A 16075-nucleotide genomic window follows, 5' to 3' on the forward strand; every position below is an offset into this window, starting at 1 on the left:
AATGAGCCAGAACGACCATCCTCACCAAGATCGAATTAGTCTGAGCATATGGCGCAAATCACTGTCCAGCGGCGACCTGGCGGATATGTGGACCTTCTGCGCAAGTACCGCGTGTTCATCGACGGCAGCGAAGTGGGTCGCATCGGCCGTGGCGAGATGCTCACAGTCAGTGTGGACCCTGGCAACCACGAGGTCCAACTCGAGCTCGACTGGGGGACGTCGCCGACCGTCACCGTCGACCTCGCAACCGATGAGACCCGCCAGCTGTACTGCGAACCAGGCGCCAACGCCCTCACTGCGCTGTACTACACCATGTTCAGGCGCCGGCACTACATCAAGCTGCGCCCCACATAACTCCGTCGCTCATCGGTATGAGCGCGGTTCCGAGCACCGCCTCGTCGGCCCGCCCGGACCGCACGCTCGTGCACGCCGCCGACGACGGCTGGGACGTGCTCGAGCATGTGCTGCGGCACGCCGCGGTGCGGCCGGAACGTCCGTGCGGCTCACCGAGTACCCGGGAGCACGCCACGCGTTCCTCACCCTGCCGGGTATGGAACCGCAGGCCGAGGCCGCCCAGGCGGAGATCCTCGAATTCCTGCGCGCGGCCCTGGCAATCTGACGGCTGCATATTGCGCTGCCGAAGTGGCGGATCCCGGTTTCTCGCGCGTGGATTACGCGGTCGTGTCGAGGAACAGTTTCAGCAGCGCGGTGATAGTGGCCGGATTGTCCTCGAGGCTGTAGTGGCCGGTGTCGGGGAGCTCGTTGACCTGGCCGTTGGGGAAGGCTGCCCGGAACAGCGGTAGGAAATGGTCGGCGGCGAGGGTGTCGTCGGCCATTCCCCAGATGGCCAGTGCTGGGCAGGATTTCAGATGTTCACGGGCGTGGTCGGAGGGAGTCTCGAAGGTGTGGGCGCCTTGCGCGAAGCCCTCGGCCCAGCCGAGAGCTCCGAGCGTGTCCGCGGCTGTCGGGAACGGGGAGCCGTAGGCGCGCAGCCAGGTCGGTGTGATGATCGAATTGTTCTGGAAGCCATTGAGTTTCAAGGTACTCAGGATGTTGTAACCGAGCTGCCCCAGCGTGCTGCGCAGACTGTCGCGGTCGTGGGCCTCGGCGATCCAGCGGAACCATGGCGACCGGGACGCGTTGGCGGTGAGGGTGTCGACGAGATCGGGTTGGCCGAAGGGTGTCGGCCCATTGACGCTGACGACGCGGGCGATGAGTTCCGGATGCCGGGATGCGAGGCCCATACCGACGGGGCCGCCGAAATCGTGCATGACGAGTGTGATGTCGCGCAGTCCGAGCTCGAGGACGAGGGCTTCGAGATTGTCGATGTGGTCCTGCAGTAGATAGGAACGGTCGGCCGGGGTCGCGCTCTTGCCGAAACCCATGTGATCGGGCACGACCACGCGATGCCCGGGCGCGAGCGCGGTGATGACGTGGCGGAACAGATAACCCCAGGTGGGCTCGCCGTGCAGGCACAGGATCACCGGACCGGAGCCCTCGTCCACGTAGTGCATGCGGAACCCTGCCGCGGCGGTGAAATGCGGTGGGAAGGGAAAGGTTTCGTCGAAGGTTTCGGCGGCGGGGATCATCGGGTAAAGCCCTCCATGGTTTTGATTTGAAACCATCATGGACGGTGATGGTCTCGATTTGCAACCATGGAGGATGTGGGGCACCGAGACACTTCGAGCCGGGAGGATCATGAGCCGCGCAATGCCGGAGAGCGACTGGACGGATCCCGCGTGCCCGATCGCACGCACCATCGATCTGGTCGGCGACAGATGGTCGCTGTTGATCCTTCGCGATGCCTTCGACGGCAAACGGCGCTTCGGCGAGTTCCAGCGGAGCCTCGGCATCGCCAAGAACATCCTCAGTGCTCGCCTGCGCGGGCTGACCGCCGCCGGGATACTCCGTGCCGAACCCGCCTCCGACGGAAGCCGATTCGGGGAATACGTCCTCACCGATCGCGGCCGCGACCTGTTCGACCTGATCCTCGGGCTCGGTCAGTGGGGGCGCGATCACGCCTTCTCGCCCGGCGAGCGGCATGCGGAACTGGTCGACATCGACTCCGATGAGCCACTGCCGAGGCTGGCAGTCATGACGCCCGAGGGACGACGGGTTGCTCCTGATCGCGTGCGGGTACGCAGACCCGATCAGTGTTGACCAGGTCCTACGCGAACTTCGTCGAATCAGCGGTCAGCGGCAGGACTGGACATTCAGCGATCGATTCTGCTGCGCCGTTGACCACGACGTCGTTACCGTTGGAGAGGTCCGTAGCTCCCTATCTGGAGGTGACCATGACTACCGCTCGCGACATCATGCACCCGGGTGCGCATTGGATGACCAGCACAGACACCGTTCAGCGCGCGGCGCAGGTAATGCGCCAACTAGGCGTTGGAGCCTTGCCGATCGGCGACAAGAACGAGCGCATGATCGGAATCATCACAGACCGCGACATTGTCGTGAAATGCACTGCCGACGGCCGTGATCCAGCGAAGATGTCTTGCGCCGAGCTGTGCGAGGGCACGCCACGTTGGATCGATGCCGATGCCGACGTGCAGGATGTACTGCACGAGATGGTGAGCCATCGAATCCGGCGACTGCCCGTGATCGAGAACAAGAGGATGGTCGGCATGATCAGCGAGGCCGATCTGGCCAGGCATCTGCCTGACGATCAACTCGCCGAATTTGCCGGACACATCTACTCAGCGTCCCCCGGGCAGCGCTGAAGTACGCCGGCAAGTCAGTGTGGTCTCAACGGGTCGGCACACACGCAGACCCGTTGAGACCACAGGCATCTTCGTGCGTTGCCCGGTGGCCGCACTGCCTGCGGTTGGTCAGCCGCCCCGACCATTGATTTCCCTAGGGTTCGCGTTGGCCGGTTGGATCCGCGCGGTACGCGGTATGTCCGGTGGGGTGCTCGGTGCGTGTCGGCGGGCAGTGGAGACATTCACCGAGCCCCGTCGTCAGCTTATTTCTGCTGGTCAGCGCAATTGTCGTGGTTCGACGAAGATGGAGCCATGCGGACTGAGTATCACGCGAATCTCGCTCGTCTCGCCACCCTGCTCGTGGCGATGAGTCTGCGTGATCGCGACGCGGTGGCGTCGGCGACGAACGCGTTGCTCGACGCTGACATCGAACAGGCCGAGCACGCTATCGACGTGTGCGCGGAGATCGAGACCATGCGTGATCACTGTGAACAGGCCGCCGTTGGTCTTCTGGCCCGGCAAGCCCCGGTGGCCAGTGAATTGCGCCAGGTCGTGACCGCCCTCCAGCTCGTCGGCGACCTCGCCCGCATGGGCACCCTGGCGAGCCACATCGCCAGAACCGCCCGGCGCCGGCACCCCGGCCCTGCCGTCCCGGACTCGGTCCGCCCGATTGTCGCGAGCATGGGTGCGGCTGCGGTTGCCATAGTCACCAGCGCCGCAGCGGTTTTGGAGTCCCGCGATCCTGAAGACGCCGCGCGACTCGATCAGCAGGACGACGTGATGGACGAACTGCACCGCGAACTGTTCGCCAGGGTGCTCGGTCCGGACTGGCGCGACGGGGTCACTGCCGCTGTCGATCTCGCTCTGCTCGCCCGCTACTACGAGCGGTTCGCCGATCACGCCGTGCAAGTCGGACGCCGCACCATCTTTCTGGCCACCGGCGAAAACCCACAGACCTGGCTCGCCGATCGGCAATCACTCGACACCTGACCGAGCGCGAGACCTCTGACACGGAATGCTTGTCCAACATCGCACAATTGGCGGAAGAGGATGTCCTGGGCCGCAGCCGGTCTCGCTGCCGGCCACGTCCACTCTGGCCGATTCGAACCGCGCGGGATGCGGCGTTATCGTGCGTTCGCGGCTTGAAGATTGCCGCGGTAGCAGCGGAAGCCCGCGCCGTGCTCCGGCCTACTCAACTCTGTTCAACTGCGATCGGCGAATGTTGCTGTCCCGGCAAACTCATGCGCGATTGTCATGACCTTCGTTGGCCCGATCCGCCCATGTAGTTTGCTATAGAATTGCCGACTTGGGTGTGGGTCTGATCGGAGGCGGTTCGCATCCGTGAAGTCGTGGGTGCGGGCAGCGCCGTGGCCCAGCCGTGGCCAGGAGCACTTCGAGACGAAGGCGGTTCTCTCGATGACGGACTTCGACTATTGCGTGATCGGTGGCGGATTCGCGGGATTGACGGCTGCGTTGCGGCTGAAGCAGGCGGAGCGATCGGTGGTGGTGCTGGAAGCCCGCGACCGGCTCGGCGGGCGCACATTCACCGAGGTGCGCGCGGACGGTTGCTGGATCGACCGGGGTGGTGCCTGGATAGGGCCGGGACAGGACCGCATCCGGGCCTTGATGAACGAGTTCGGGGTACGGAGTTACCAGCAGTACACCGACGGTGAGGCCATGATGGTCGTCGACGGCAAGCAGTACCGCTACAGCGGCACGATCCCGTGGACGATGAGCCCCTGGGCGTCGATGAATCTCGGCGCGAGCTTTGTCGAGCTGGGGCACATGTGCAAGTCGATCCCGCTCGAGGCGCCGTGGGAGGCGAAGAAGGCCGACAAGTGGGATCGGATGAGCCTGGCGCAGTGGCTGGATCGCACCGTCTGGTCCAAGCCCGCCCACGATCTGCTCGAGACCGCCATCGCGGGCAGTTACACCTCGGCCGCCTCGGAAGTGTCGATGCTTTTCGCACTGCATCAGATGGCATCGGGAGGCGGGCCCAACTTCGTATTCGGCGTCAAGGGCGGCGCCCAGGACGCCCGGCCGATCGGGGGCATGGGTGCGATCTACGGGCCGATGGCGGCCCAGCTCGGCGACTCGATCCACCTGTCGCAGCCGGTGCGCAGTATCGAGCAGGACGCCGCCGGGGTGAGTGTGCATGCGGATGGATCGACGGTGCGCGCCCGTCGGGCGATCGTGGCCGTCCCTCTGGCGATCGCCGGTCAGATCCGGTACGAGCCGATGTTGCCGGTCGATCGCTCGCTCCTGCATCAGCGGGTGCCCAGTGGCTCGGTCATCAAGATTTCCGTCCTGTACGACGAGCCGTTCTGGCGGCGCGACGGATTGTCGGGTCAGTCGGCCGCGCCGGGATCGCCGGCCACCGTCACCATCGACGGCTGCACCGACGCCGGGCGTCCCGGGGTCCTGTGCGTCATTTCCGAGGGGCCCATCGCACGGCAGATCGGTCGACTCGATCCCGCCGAACGCAGGACGGCGATACTCCGCGAATTGGTCACGCGATTCGGCGAAAAAGCCGGTGTCCCGGTCGACTACATCGAGCAGGACTGGAGTTCCGAGCGCTATTCCGGTGGCGGGATGCTCAGTCACACGCCGACCGGTGTGCTCACCCAGTTCGGCCGTACGCTGCGCGAACCGTGCGGCCGTATCCACTGGGCCGGAACCGAGAGCTCGGCCGTCATGTGCGGTTGGGTCGACGGAGCCATTCGCTCGGGTGAACGCGCCGCGAGCGAAGTGCTGCAGCACGAACTCGCCGCGGTCTGAGGCCGGCCGACCGGAAGCTCTTGTGCGGCAGAGGCGTTCCCGCGTTCGCCGGCCACAGCAGCGCCTTCGGATCTGCGCCTCGGGACGAGTGGTCGACTACTCGCCCACGGCCAGGTTTCCGCACCGGCCGCTGGAATTCGAGCCGAGCGGCGTGGTCCGTGCCGTTGACTTCCTCACCGCCGCGATGTCGGGTCGAAGGCCTCGGGGTACTGCCGTCGTGCCTTGTCGAGGAGACCAGGCTCGGTGCTGGTGTCGAGCACGGTTTTGAGTTGCAGATTCGTTCTCTCCGCCGCGGCGTCGGCTTGGACCGCCTTGGCTTCGGCCTGAGCCCGGCCGGCCACGCCGAACCAGTAGCCGAGCGCGGATGTCAGCAGCGGAAGCACAACCAGCAGAATGTCTTTGGCGCGTTGATAGGAGTCCACGACATCTCCGGCGCTGTTTCTGGCCGGCGGGACGTCCAGGTCGCTGGCCACTACCCCCAGCCACCACGCGGTGAATCCCAGCAAGACGAGTGTGATCGCCGCCCGGATCACCGGTCCGGAGATCTTCATCAGTTCGCACTCCTTCGAATTGTTCCGATCGTCGACCCCAACTGTGCCGCAGCGGGTGCGGTCGGTCACGGGTAGTTTGCTACCTGATCCGTTTGGGTGCTGCTGTTCGTCGCGTAAGTGAGTCAGGAGAGCCAGTCGGCGTAGTGGGTGGGGGCGAGGTGGGCGTTTTTATCGGTGAGGACGTCGCCTTTGACCATGGCGAACATGCCGGCGGTGGGGTCGGTGACTACGGTTCGGCTGTCGCCTTTGCGGGCCAGGGTGATTCGGCCCAGTTCGTCGAGGGGGAAGATGTCGGGTCCGGCGATGTGGCGGGCGCCGTTCAGCGGGGCGCCGGTCGCGACTTCTGCTACCGCGGCGGCGACGTCCTTCGCGGCGATCGGCTGGATCGGTGTCGTGGGCAGTCGGACGGTGTCGCCGTCGGTGGTCCATGACAGCACGGCGTCGATGAACTCCATGAACTGTGTGGCCCGGACGATGGAATAGGGGATCGACCCGGCCGCCAGGATGTTCTCCTGCAGCACTTTTGCCCGGTAGTAGTCCAGGTCCTGCACCTGGTCCGCGCCGATGATCGACAGGATGACGAAATGGCCCACGCCCTGGCTGCGGGCAGCGGTCAGGAGGTTGTCCATGGAGGTCTGGAAGAAGGCCGGAGAGGCCTCGTCGAAGGTCGGGGAATTGGTCAGGTTGACGACGACGTCGGCACCGGCCAGGGCTTCGTTCAATCCGTTGCCGCTGATGACGTCGACACCGGTGGAATGCGAGTGCGGTATCGCCTGGTGTCCGGCGGCGTTCAGATCCTCGACGACCTGCGATCCGATCAGTCCGGTGCCGCCGATGACTGCGAGTTTCATGAGATGTCCTTCCGGGCGGTGTATCGACCTGTCTGGTTTCGTGAAACCTGTTGTGGTTCCGCCGAATACGTCTCGACGTCGCCGCTTCCGGCTGCTAGGTGGCGCGGTAGAAGTCGGCCGCGGTGACGGTGACGGGCACCCCGAGTTCGTTGGCTACCGCAGTGATCGCGGTATCGCCGACGGTGAGGTCGGCGCGGCCGTCGGTGGTGAAATACGGCGCGATGAAAGTCTCCCTGGGCGAGGTAACGAGCGAACCGCGCGAGTGCGGATTTGGCGGTGCCCAGCGCTGCCGGCCCCTGTCGCCAATGCCACTCGCCGCGTACCCGTGATCACGGTGCGACCTCCTTGTGATCCGCTCCTTCGAGCACGAGGTCGACGCGCCCCGCGGCAAATCGGTGGCGGTGCGGTCGAGTTCGTGTGATGCCGCGAGGCGAGCAGGCGCTCCAGCCTGCCGCGGGTAGATCACCGGGCTGCGTTCCACGGTCGTGAAAGGTCGATCCAGCTTCGGAATGCCACTCGGCTCGGATCCGATGTGCATCGGTCGCAGTTGAAGGCGTTGTGCGACAGTTATTTCGGAGACCGGCGAGAAATGGCCGCGTCCGAGCGAGCGGCCCACCGCGCGGTGCGCGGTTGGGCCGTGACCTCGCTCTGCGCGTCAGATGCAGATGTTGAAGATGATGAAGCCCAGCGGGACGCCGAAGCAGAACGTGACCGAGCCGACGGTGTCGGTGACCGGCACGGGTGCGGGCGGGGCGGCCGATGCGGTAGGAGCGGCCAGCCCGGCGAGCGACATGGCGATGCCGGTCGCGGCGATTATCGAGGCAATTGTGGTCTTCATTTCCGAGCTCCGTTCCTTGGATGAGCGATGGTGGTTCAGACCCCGACCCGGAACAGCTGCCCAATCGATCTTCCGCCGATGATCTCCCGGCGACAACCCCCCGGCCTACACTGCTAACGCCAGTTCGGCTTGTGTTTGTGGAGGTTCGGTGACGGAGGGTGAGGTTCGGCGGCGGCCGGGCGGCAGATCCGCCCGGGTGCGGGAGGCCGTGCTCGAAGCGGCATTGAATGTGCTGGCGGACAAGGGGGTAGGCGAGTTCGCGGTATCGGATGTGGTCGCGTCGTCGGGGGTGCACGAGACGACGATCTATCGGCGTTGGGGCAGCCGGGACGAGCTGATCATCGACACCCTGCTCAGCTACAGCGAACAGCGGATACCGGTGCCCGATACCGGGGCGATCCGGACCGACCTCTACGCACTGCTCGATGCCGTCGCGGCCTACCTCGGCACGCCGCACGGCCGGGCGCTCAATCAGGCGCTGTCGTTCAGCGGCGGCGAACCGCGGTGGGCGCGCGTGCGGGAGACGTTCTGGACCACGCGGCTCGACCTGACCCGGCCGATCGTCGAGCGCGGCGTCGACCGCGGCGAGCTGCCCGCCGGGACCGACCCGCGGCTGCTGCTCGAAACCTTGATCGCGCCACTGCAATTCCGCACGCTGGTCACCCGGGAACCGATCGACCCGCAGCTGTGCGTCCGCCTCGTCGACCTGGTGCTCGACGGTGCGCTCGCCGGTCCGCGGCCGTGATCACCGCATCGGCGACGATCCGGCCGCGACCGGGGCCGCCGCGATCATCCAATTACTGAACTCCGTGGCCAGGTGCCACTGGTGTTCGCGAATCAGCCGGGCGGGAAACACCCCCGGGAACTGCACGGTCAGCAGGGCCTCCATCCCGCCGTCCCGATCCCGGAATTGATGGCGCACACCACCGATGATCAGGCCGTCGTCGAGTACCGCGTGCCCCGCGAGCTGGATCGGATAGCCGGGGTCGGCCGGAATGGTCAGCGCGTCCGTCGAGGTGTAATCGACCAGGAATCTGGTGACCGTCGGTGAGCCGCCGGTGGTTTCGACGACTTCCTGCCGGCCATCGGGCAAGCCGCGCAGCAGGTAGTGGTCCGGGCACGCGTCGACCATATCGGCCTCGGCATTGCTCGCGGTCAGGGTGTCGAACCAGGCCGCGAAACGTGCGGCGGAGTAGTTCGGCACTTCGACCCGGACGGCACTGTGCCTGGTCCGGCCCCGGCTCGCCGCGACGCCGATCCGGGCAGCTCGCTCGGAGAACGCCAGCTCCCGCCCGAGCATGGCGTAGATCCCAGCGTGCCCCAGTCGCATCTTCAAACTCGTGAGTGCCGCCCGCTGCCGGTCGAGCGTCGCGTGCCGCAGGTCGGCGGCGGTGTGCGCGGGCGCGAGTTCGGCGAATCCCCGCGGCCCGAGCCGGGTCTCGAATTTCGCGAGCACCGCGCGGGTGCGGCGTGACTCCCATGCCAGTACCCGGTCGCGGGACATCCATTCGCCGCCGATGACCACCTGGATCGCGAGGGGATCCGCCGTGCTCCGCTGTTCCTCCACGCCCGCCATGTCGCCTCCCTAAAGCTAGTTGAACTAGCGTTAAGCATGGGTGGGGTGCCTGCTAAAAGCAAGAGGTACCCGCGTTTGTGGCCGCGACCCGCCTCCCGGCGATCTTCGAACCCCTCCGGTGGCGCCGAAGTGGTTGTGTGGCAAGGTGTTCGGGTGGTCGAATCGCTCAGCGAGCGGGATATGGAAAATCTGCTGACGGCTGTCGGCATTGCGCGGCGGTCGCGTGAGCACGGCAATCATCCATTCGGGGCGGTGCTGGCCGAGCCCGGGGGAAGGGTGTTGCTGGAGGCGGAGAACACGGTGATCACCGCGCGTGACGCGACGGGACATGCGGAAACGAATCTGGTGCGGCTGGCGAGCGCCGCCTATGACGCCGAGTTTCTGCGCGGCTGCACGCTTTACACCGGTACCGAACCCTGCGCAATGTGCGCGGGGGCGATCTACTGGGGAAATATCGGGCGGGTGGTTTATGCACTCGGCGAGGACCAGCTCTTGGCCCTGACCGGTGCGGATCCCGAGAACCCGACCATGGCGCTGCCCTGCCGTGCGGTATTCGCCGCCGGTCAGCGCGCACTGTCGGTCATCGGTCCGATCGAGCTCGCGGAGGCCAGGGCGGTACACGACGGTTTCTGGCGGGGAAGACCGGCGTAGTAATACCTTCCACCGCATAGGTATTCGCATTTCCGGCAGCCCGAAAGGGGGTCGCCGGCAGGTAGCGGATGGCCGTGCCGGAAAAGGCTGTAAGACACCTGTGAAATAACCCGCGCGACGCGCGGTAGAGCGCATGAAATTTACATGCCGCCTGCAGCGCCGTGCGCTGGTGTTCCGCTATCGTTCATCCCACTATCCGATGCTGCTACTGGCGCGCCAGGGCTGGTTCGTCGATTCCGGAGTGTGTGGCCGGGGCGGCCATTGCCTGACGCGAGCCCCCGACCCCTTCCGAAAGATCGAGGGAACGTGCCCGTACCCGTAACTCTGACCGGCCGTCTGGTACGGCTGGAACCCCTTGCGCCGCAGCATGCTTCGGGTATTGCGGAGGCTGCTGCGGGGAATCGCGATGCGTACGCGTTCACGCCTGTCCCACACGGTGTGGACGAGGCGCTGGAATACATCGCTCAGGCCCTTTCCGGGCATGCCGCGGGAACCTCGCTGGCCTTCGCCATCATCGCCGTCGCCAGTGGACGGGTGCTGGGCTCGACCCGATTCACCCGTTTCGACTACTGGCAGGGCCCGGTGGTGTGGCCGTTGGTGCACGGCATGCCGACAGGAGATCCCCTGCTCGCAGTGCCCGACGCCGCCGAGATCGGGAACACCTGGCTGTCTCCGCAGGCGCGCGGCGCCGGCATCAATCTGGAGTCCAAGCTGCTGTTGCTGCAGCACGCCTTCGACGTGTGGCGGGTGCGGCGCATCGCCATGCGGGCCGATGTCCGGAATCTGCGGTCCCGCTTGGCGATCGAGCGCCTCGGCGCCACCAGCGACGGAGTGCGCCGGGCGCACTCGCGCGGGCTGGACGGCGAGGTGCGCAGCACCGCCTTCTACTCCATCCTGGACGAGGAGTGGCCGACTGTCCGGGCCACCATCGAGGGCCAGCTGGCGGCGCTGCCGGCCCGAGAGGGCTCGCGCAGCCGTCTGGTGGGCGCGTAACCGGGCGGTACGGCAACCGGGCACCGATCGGATCGACCGTCAGACCGGTCGGTCTGATCGGTGCCCGGAGACTATAATTCCGGGTGTTGCACCGGTCGGGCGTCGAGGAGAGATCTGTCCGAGTCTGGTAACTCGGCGAGCCGGCACGATTCGGATGACGAAGCCAGCAACCCCTCCCGTGTAAGGAGTGGCGCATGACCGACCCCATGCGCACCAAGGTCTGCCTCTGCGACAGTCTGTCCGGATCCCCCGTGCTCAGCCTCTTCCTCGTCCCCGAACCCCGCGTGCCCGGCGCCAGCATCCTGCACCTGGTGGAGCAGACCCCGTTGTCCGCGAGGTCGATTCCGCGCCCCAACCCGCATCTCATCGAGTGGCTGCAGGAGCACGGCTCGCCCGCCATCCGCACCCGCTTCCTCGCCTTAGCGGCCGGGCAGCACGACCCGCACGATGTGCACGCGGTGCTGCACGATCACTTCATCGTCGACCCCGGCCCCATCGGCCTGGACATGGACGATCCGGACGAGATGACCCGGCTCGCACTGCTCCCGGAGCACTGGCTCGGCCCGCGGCGCATCGACGACTTCCATGACTACGCCGTGCGCAGCACGATGCTGGCGGTCTATCGGCACTTCGGCGTGGACCGGCGCATACCGCTCATGTACCACGGCTATGCCGAACCCGAGGACGGCTGGTTCGAGGTCCCGGCCGCCGAGGCCTGACCGGCTAGTCGAACGGCACCACCGTCAGCAGCCACCACGGTCGCTGCGGTGACTGGAACTCGAAGGTCTGCACGTACATCCGGCGTTCCCGGCGGGTCACCGGATCGTTCATCAGCACCGTGCGCTCGCGCGGCTCCGGGGGGACGACGTGGCTGTGCCACAAGCGATCCCAGTCGGGGGAGCGGCGCGCCAGATTGACGATCTCCTCGACCCGGTCCGGCCGCAGGCCGGGGGCGGCGGACCGGAAGGCCGACACCATGACCTGCGCCTCGGCCTCCCAGTCGCCCAGCCGGTAGCGGGCCATGGGTTCCAGCAGGATCGCCGTCATCAGATTCGCGCCCGGACCGGTGCCCGGAAACAGGTTCCGGAAGGGTTCGTTCGCGGCCACCACGTCGTAGCAGCCGTCGTGCAGGCAGGCCGGATGCGGAAGGCTGTGCAGGACCGCGAGATCGGCGTCCGGCGGCGGGGAGGGGTCGAACACCCTAGGCAGTGTGCGGGACAACTCTTCGGAGCGTCTTCGTATCGAGTTAAGCCCCGTCACAAGACTGGGTACTGTCGCAGAATTTCTGTCATATTGAGAGGATTCTGTTTGGTTTTATTCGAAGTGGGTACGGGGGTCGCACTGCGACATGGCGCTCATACGCATCGGGGTGCTGGGCCCACTGCACATCAGCATCGACGGTCAGCGCGTGCCTCCGGGCGCGCCCATGCAGTGCGCCGTGCTGGGACGACTGGTCGCCGCAGGTGGCCGGGTGGTTCCCACCGAACGGCTCATCGACGACCTCTGGCACGGTGACCCGCCCGCCAAAGCCGTTGCCGCGCTGCAGGTGTACATCCACAATCTGCGCCGGGTCTTCGAGCCGGACCGGCCGCGCCGGGCGCACTCGCGCGTCATCGTGTCCGAATCACACGGGTACGCGCTCAATCTCGAGCCGTCCCAAGTGGATTCCTGGCACTTCGAACAACTGCTGCACGGGCACGAGGCCGCCATGCGCGACCCCGCCGGGCGACCGGACCCGCTGGAGCAGGTGCGGGTGCTGGACGCCGCCCTGGCGTGCTGGCACGGCGGCGCCTTCGAATCCTTCCCCGGAATGCCCTGGGCGGCGCAGGAAGCCGCCCGCCTGCAGGCCCTGCGGCTGACCGCCGCCGAACTGCGAGCCCAGGCGGCGCTGGAACTGAACCGGCCCGCCGAGGTGGTGCTGGCGCTGCGGCCCATCCTGGAGGAGCATCCCGGACGCGAGGAATGCGCGCGGCTGCTGGCCGTCGCCCAGTACCGACTGGGACAGTCGCTGGACGCACTCGCCACGGTGCGCCGCAGCCGCGATTTCCTCACCCTGGAATTCGGGGTGGATCCCGGTCCGGGACTGCGGGATCTGGAGACCGCCATCCTCACCCACTCGGTGGACACCGAGACGGTCACCCCGCCCGTACCCGTGCGGCCCGCCGAACCCGAACCGCTGCCCGATCCGGAACCCTTGCCGGACAGCGGATATGCCGCACAGCGCGCCGCCGTGCTGGCCGCCGCCGACGCCGCGTCCGCCGGGCACGTCCGGCTGGTCTGGCTCTCCGGTGAGGCCGGCGCGGGGAAGACCACCCTCGCCACCGCCCTCACCACACACCTGGGCGACCGCGGCTGGACCACCGTGTTCGGCCGCTGCCCCGAGGTCGAGTCCGCGCCGCCCGCCTGGGCCTGGGCCGAGGTACTCACCGGCCTCGACGCCGCCGACCCCGAAACCTTCACCGCCGCCGATGCTTTCACGCTGGCCCGGCGCGTGGTCCGCTCCTGCCGCGAACGCTCGGCCGGGAGACCGATCGCCATCGTGCTCGAGGACGTGCACGGCGCCGATACCGCCACCCTGCAGGTGCTGCGGCAGGTGGTGAACTGGCTGCGGGACCGCCCGATCCTCATCGTCGCCACCCTGCGCGGCACCGAGGCGGGCGCGGGCGTCCGCGACACCGCCGCCGCCCTGGCCTTGTTCACCGCCGACCGCCTCGAACTCGACGGCCTCGATATGGCGGGCACCCGTCGCGCCGCGGCCGCCGCCGGGCTCGCCGCCCCCGACGACCGCACCGTGGAACTGCTACGCCGCCGCACCGGCGGCAACCCGCTGTTCGTGCGCGAACTCGCCAAACTCGTTGCCACCCAGGGCACCACCGACGGCCTGCCCGACAGTGTGCGCGACCTGCTGGGCCGGCGTATCGGTCAGCTCCCCGCCGACGTCGTGGACCTGCTGCGCCACCTCTCGGTCTGGGGCGAGGACAGCGACATCACCACCCTCGCCGCCTCCGCCGGCCGCCCCGCCGACACCGTCATCGACCTGATCGCCACCGCCGAATCCGCGCGCCTGCTACGCACCGACCGGGCCGGCCGCGTCACCTTCGACCACGCCCTGGTCCGCGAAACCGTCTACTACGACCTCCCCACCCTGCGCCGCACCCGAATGCACTGGGCCGCCTTCGAATACCTGCGCAGCGACCCGGAACCGGGCCCGGCAGTGCCGGGCTCGACCCGCGCGGTGGTCGCGCCCGGCCAGGACGAGCGCCGATCCGACGCCCAGGCCGGGACGGAAGTCCTTCCGGGCATGGGGAATCGAGTGCTCAGTGCGCTGTGGGGAGCCGATCACCTGGTCGCGGCGCTCCTCGGGTCGCCACGGCCCAGGGCCGCGCGTCGCACCGACCGGACGCTCGCGGCCCTCCGCGGGGCCGACGAGGTGGCCACGGACTCGTCGACCGGGCAGACGGAACCGGACGCCGCGAGCATCGCGGACCCCGGCACGGCGGCACCGCCGGGCCGTAGCCGAATCACCGAGTTCGCTTACGCCGGAACAAGTTCCGCGCACGATGCGGTATACGTACCGGGCGGGCGGGACATCGACGCGCTGGCACATCACGCGGCGCTGGGGGCGGATGCCGAAACCGCCACGGTGGCTCTGCCATACGTGCGCGCGGCGGCGCGGCGGTGCGTGGAGCGGCGGATGCGCGCCGATGCCGTGCGGCGCTGGCGATCGGTACTCGCGCTGCACGATCTGGCCGGGCACACCGGCGCGGGAGCCGCGCGCGCGGATCGGCTCGCGGTGCTCGAGGCGCGCTGCGAGCTGGTGGTGGCACTGGCCTACGACGGGCAGCACATCGCCGCGCGGGCGGCCCGCGAGCAGGCACTCGATCTGGCCGAATCACTCGGCGGCACAGCGTCATCGCCGGGCGGGACGGAGTTGCTCGCGCACGCGGTCACCTGCTGGCCGACGCCGCTCATCTGGTCGGTGCACGACTGGCACACCCCGGACCCGCGCATCCGCGAACCGCTGCGCCTGGCCTGTGCCGATACCGGGCTGCCGGTGCGCACGCGAATTCTGTTGCATGTCACCGCCGTTTTCGATCGCGCCGTCGAGGAACCCTCGGCGGCCCGCATCCTGGCCGGTTCGGCCATGGCCCTGGCCGAACCGCTCGACGACCCGGACCTGCTGTGCACGGTGCTCAACGCGCAGGCGTTCGCGGCGTTCGCGGCGGGCGGCTTCCTGCGCGCCCACGACCTCGAACGGTATGCGACCCGGCTGCTCGAGGTGTCCACCGCAGCCGAACTCACCGAATTCCGCGCGCTCGCACACTATCTGCTGTTCCGCGCCACCCTGGCCGACGCCGACCTGGTGGCCGCCGCCGAACACGCCGGGCGGGCCGGCGAATACGCCACCGACGGACAGCTGCGGCACCTGCTGGACGCCATCGCGCCCTTCGGCATGGTGCTGGAACTGTTGCGCGGCAATACCGATGAGGTGCTGCGCCTGCTCGGCGAGGGCTCCGGCGAACTGGACCACCTGGTGGCGCACTCCGGCGAGGGCGCGGCCGAACCGACCCGCGACGGCAATGCGCTGCATGTCGGCATCGCCGTCTCCATCGGCTGGCTGCGCAACGACATGTCCGTCTACCTGAACGATCTGCGCGAGCGCACCGCCCTCAAACCGGAGCTGTTCATCCACGGTTACGCACTGGCCCTGGTGCATTCGGGCCGCCCGGAGGAGGCCCGTCGCGTGCTGGCCGCCGCACCTCCACTGGCCCCGCAGTTCTGGTCCACCTTCACCGGAGTGAAGGCCCGCCTCGCCATCGCCCTCGAGGATCCGGTCATGGCGCTGGGCGTCTACCAGCAGCTGCTGCCGTACTCGGGCACCGTCTGCGGTCTGGAGACCGGCGCCTCGGTGCTCGGGCCCATGGATTGCATCCTCGCCGAGCTGGCCACCTACCTCGACGACCACGAGCGGGCCGCCGGTCACCGCGCCGCCGCCGAGGAACTGCAGGACAGACTGCAATCCGAGCTGGCCGAACTCGCACCCCGGGGCGTCGGGCTCATGCAGGCCGGCCGCCTCGGACCGATGGGCCGCAGCCGGCTGGTGCGCCGACCCTGAGGGAACTCCGCGGCCG

18 protein-coding genes are annotated in these 16075 nt (G+C 67.8%); 11 read left to right on the plus strand and 7 right to left on the minus strand.

The annotated features are described in order from the left end of the window. Window positions 1-48 precede the first annotated feature (48 nt). Both ABZV44_RS08705 and ABZV44_RS08710 read left to right on the plus strand, forming a co-directional pair. Window positions 49-354: a hypothetical protein gene (locus ABZV44_RS08705; protein ID WP_354833523.1), complete on the plus strand. Its 306-nt coding sequence runs from the start codon at window positions 49-51 to the stop codon at window positions 352-354. A 142-nt stretch (window positions 355-496) separates the two neighbouring features. Further along, window positions 497-619: a hypothetical protein gene (locus ABZV44_RS08710; RefSeq protein ID WP_354833525.1), complete on the plus strand. Its 123-nt coding sequence runs from the start codon at window positions 497-499 to the stop codon at window positions 617-619. Window positions 620-671: 52 nt separating this feature from the next. Here the strand turns inward: ABZV44_RS08710 and ABZV44_RS08715 are convergent, their stop codons facing one another. Further along, on the minus strand, window positions 672-1589 hold the full coding sequence (locus ABZV44_RS08715) for an alpha/beta fold hydrolase (protein WP_354833527.1): 918 nt from the start codon (window positions 1587-1589) through the stop codon (window positions 672-674). A 109-nt stretch (window positions 1590-1698) separates the two neighbouring features. Here ABZV44_RS08715 and ABZV44_RS08720 point away from each other — a divergent pair, with 109 nt between their 5' ends. The 4 genes from ABZV44_RS08720 (at window position 1699) to ABZV44_RS08735 (ending at window position 5483) form a co-directional block, all read left to right on the plus strand. Beyond that, window positions 1699-2160, plus strand: coding sequence for a helix-turn-helix domain-containing protein (locus ABZV44_RS08720; protein WP_354833529.1), 462 nt, complete (start codon window positions 1699-1701; stop codon window positions 2158-2160). Window positions 2161-2294: 134 nt separating this feature from the next. Continuing rightward, window positions 2295-2726 carry a CBS domain-containing protein gene (locus tag ABZV44_RS08725; RefSeq protein WP_354833531.1) on the plus strand — a complete coding sequence of 144 codons (432 nt, stop codon included), beginning with the start codon at window positions 2295-2297 and terminating at the stop codon, window positions 2724-2726. A gap of 264 nt (window positions 2727-2990) precedes the next feature. Continuing rightward, window positions 2991-3695: a phosphate signaling complex protein PhoU gene (gene phoU / locus ABZV44_RS08730; RefSeq protein ID WP_354833533.1), complete on the plus strand. Its 705-nt coding sequence runs from the start codon at window positions 2991-2993 to the stop codon at window positions 3693-3695. Window positions 3696-4121: 426 nt separating this feature from the next. Beyond that, complete coding sequence (locus ABZV44_RS08735; RefSeq protein ID WP_354833535.1) at window positions 4122-5483, plus strand: FAD-dependent oxidoreductase; 1362 nt, start codon at window positions 4122-4124, stop codon at window positions 5481-5483. A 173-nt stretch (window positions 5484-5656) separates the two neighbouring features. Here the strand turns inward: ABZV44_RS08735 and ABZV44_RS08740 are convergent, their stop codons facing one another. The 4 genes from ABZV44_RS08740 to ABZV44_RS08755 form a co-directional block, all read right to left on the minus strand. Continuing rightward, entirely contained in the window at window positions 5657-6103 is a 447-nt protein-coding gene (locus tag ABZV44_RS08740) for a hypothetical protein (RefSeq protein WP_354833537.1), read from the minus strand. A gap of 53 nt (window positions 6104-6156) precedes the next feature. After that, on the minus strand, window positions 6157-6885 hold the full coding sequence (locus ABZV44_RS08745; protein WP_354833538.1) for an NAD(P)H-binding protein: 729 nt from the start codon (window positions 6883-6885) through the stop codon (window positions 6157-6159). Between the two features lie 94 nt (window positions 6886-6979). Then, a complete protein-coding gene (locus ABZV44_RS08750; RefSeq protein ID WP_354833540.1) occupies window positions 6980-7423 on the minus strand; it encodes a hypothetical protein in 444 nt (147 codons plus the stop codon). Window positions 7424-7540: 117 nt separating this feature from the next. After that, on the minus strand, window positions 7541-7723 hold the full coding sequence (locus ABZV44_RS08755; protein WP_354833542.1) for a hypothetical protein: 183 nt from the start codon (window positions 7721-7723) through the stop codon (window positions 7541-7543). 148 nt (window positions 7724-7871) lie between these two features. On the opposite strand from ABZV44_RS08755, the gene ABZV44_RS08760 reads away from it, so the two are divergent. Beyond that, window positions 7872-8468, plus strand: a complete 597-nt coding sequence (locus ABZV44_RS08760) for a TetR/AcrR family transcriptional regulator (RefSeq protein WP_354833544.1) — start codon at window positions 7872-7874, stop codon at window positions 8466-8468. Here ABZV44_RS08760 and ABZV44_RS08765 read toward each other — a convergent pair whose 3' ends face one another. Then, the gene (locus tag ABZV44_RS08765) at window positions 8469-9299 is read right to left on the minus strand and encodes a hypothetical protein (protein WP_354833546.1); all 831 of its coding nucleotides are present in this window, start codon (window positions 9297-9299) and stop codon (window positions 8469-8471) included. Between the two features lie 153 nt (window positions 9300-9452). Here ABZV44_RS08765 and ABZV44_RS08770 point away from each other — a divergent pair, with 153 nt between their 5' ends. From ABZV44_RS08770 to ABZV44_RS08780, 3 genes are all read left to right on the plus strand, one after another. Then, window positions 9453-9950, plus strand: coding sequence for a nucleoside deaminase (locus ABZV44_RS08770; RefSeq protein WP_354833548.1), 498 nt, complete (start codon window positions 9453-9455; stop codon window positions 9948-9950). Between the two features lie 306 nt (window positions 9951-10256). Further along, on the plus strand, window positions 10257-10943 hold the full coding sequence (locus ABZV44_RS08775) for a GNAT family protein (RefSeq protein ID WP_354833550.1): 687 nt from the start codon (window positions 10257-10259) through the stop codon (window positions 10941-10943). 194 nt (window positions 10944-11137) lie between these two features. After that, window positions 11138-11662, plus strand: coding sequence for a hypothetical protein (locus ABZV44_RS08780; protein ID WP_354833552.1), 525 nt, complete (start codon window positions 11138-11140; stop codon window positions 11660-11662). A 4-nt stretch (window positions 11663-11666) separates the two neighbouring features. On the opposite strand, the gene ABZV44_RS08785 is transcribed toward ABZV44_RS08780, so the two are convergent. Next, complete coding sequence (locus tag ABZV44_RS08785; RefSeq protein WP_354833554.1) at window positions 11667-12143, minus strand: hypothetical protein; 477 nt, start codon at window positions 12141-12143, stop codon at window positions 11667-11669. 148 nt (window positions 12144-12291) lie between these two features. On the opposite strand from ABZV44_RS08785, the gene ABZV44_RS08790 reads away from it, so the two are divergent. Beyond that, complete coding sequence (locus tag ABZV44_RS08790) at window positions 12292-16059, plus strand: BTAD domain-containing putative transcriptional regulator (RefSeq protein WP_354833556.1); 3768 nt, start codon at window positions 12292-12294, stop codon at window positions 16057-16059. The last annotated feature ends 16 nt before the right edge of the window (window positions 16060-16075 follow it).

The organism is Nocardia sp. NPDC004860 (assembly GCF_040609015.1).
Lineage (GTDB): Bacteria > Actinomycetota > Actinomycetes > Mycobacteriales > Mycobacteriaceae > Nocardia.

Excerpts from the sequence above, each read along its gene's own strand:
- ABZV44_RS08705 (WP_354833523.1), top strand. The coding sequence starts at position 49 with ATGGCGCAAATCACTGTCCAGCGGCGACCTGGCGGATATGTGGACCTT.
- ABZV44_RS08715 (WP_354833527.1), bottom strand. The coding sequence starts at position 1,589 with ATGATCCCCGCCGCCGAAACCTTCGACGAAACCTTTCCCTTCCCACCG.
- ABZV44_RS08720 (WP_354833529.1), top strand. The coding sequence starts at position 1,699 with ATGAGCCGCGCAATGCCGGAGAGCGACTGGACGGATCCCGCGTGCCCG.
- ABZV44_RS08725 (WP_354833531.1), top strand. The coding sequence starts at position 2,295 with ATGACTACCGCTCGCGACATCATGCACCCGGGTGCGCATTGGATGACC.
- ABZV44_RS08735 (WP_354833535.1), top strand. The coding sequence starts at position 4,122 with ATGACGGACTTCGACTATTGCGTGATCGGTGGCGGATTCGCGGGATTG.
- ABZV44_RS08745 (WP_354833538.1), bottom strand. The coding sequence starts at position 6,885 with ATGAAACTCGCAGTCATCGGCGGCACCGGACTGATCGGATCGCAGGTC.
- ABZV44_RS08750 (WP_354833540.1), bottom strand. The coding sequence starts at position 7,423 with ATGCACATCGGATCCGAGCCGAGTGGCATTCCGAAGCTGGATCGACCT.
- ABZV44_RS08755 (WP_354833542.1), bottom strand. The coding sequence starts at position 7,723 with ATGAAGACCACAATTGCCTCGATAATCGCCGCGACCGGCATCGCCATG.
- ABZV44_RS08765 (WP_354833546.1), bottom strand. The coding sequence starts at position 9,299 with ATGGCGGGCGTGGAGGAACAGCGGAGCACGGCGGATCCCCTCGCGATC.
- ABZV44_RS08780 (WP_354833552.1), top strand. The coding sequence starts at position 11,138 with ATGACCGACCCCATGCGCACCAAGGTCTGCCTCTGCGACAGTCTGTCC.
- ABZV44_RS08790 (WP_354833556.1), top strand. The coding sequence starts at position 12,292 with ATGGCGCTCATACGCATCGGGGTGCTGGGCCCACTGCACATCAGCATC.